Source organism: Gilvimarinus gilvus (assembly GCF_030518155.1).
Classification (GTDB): Bacteria; Pseudomonadota; Gammaproteobacteria; order Pseudomonadales; family Cellvibrionaceae; genus Gilvimarinus; species Gilvimarinus gilvus.
Window position 1 is genome coordinate 1 of sequence record NZ_JAULRU010000279.1, and the last position, 342, is coordinate 342.

1 protein-coding gene is annotated in these 342 nt (G+C 60.8%); it reads left to right on the plus strand.

Translation table 11 applies throughout. From position 1 onward, the window contains the following. The coding region (locus QWI17_RS04800; RefSeq protein ID WP_302721379.1) for an insulinase family protein at positions 1-342 on the plus strand (342 nt) is incomplete at both ends.

Sequence of the window (342 nt, forward strand, 5' to 3'; positions counted from 1 at the left end):
AAGGCTACCTGTTGCCCAACGGCCTGCAGGTGATTCTGAAAAATGGCTACGAGCGTGACCATGTGGCGATACGCCTGGTGGTCGGGGTTGGGCTGGATGATTTCGATTGCGAGCAGAAAGAGCTGCCGCACCTGCTTGAGCACCTGCTGTTCAGCGGCATCGATGAAACCGGCGAAGGCGGCCTGGAAGAGCGCCTGCAGGCGCTGGGCGGGGAATGGAACGCCTTTACCAGCAGTGCCGATACCACTTTCGTCATCGAAGCACCGGCGCGCAACCAGCGCAAGGTACTCGACCTGTTGCTGGCGGTCATCCGCGATACCCACATCGATGCCAAGGCCCTGG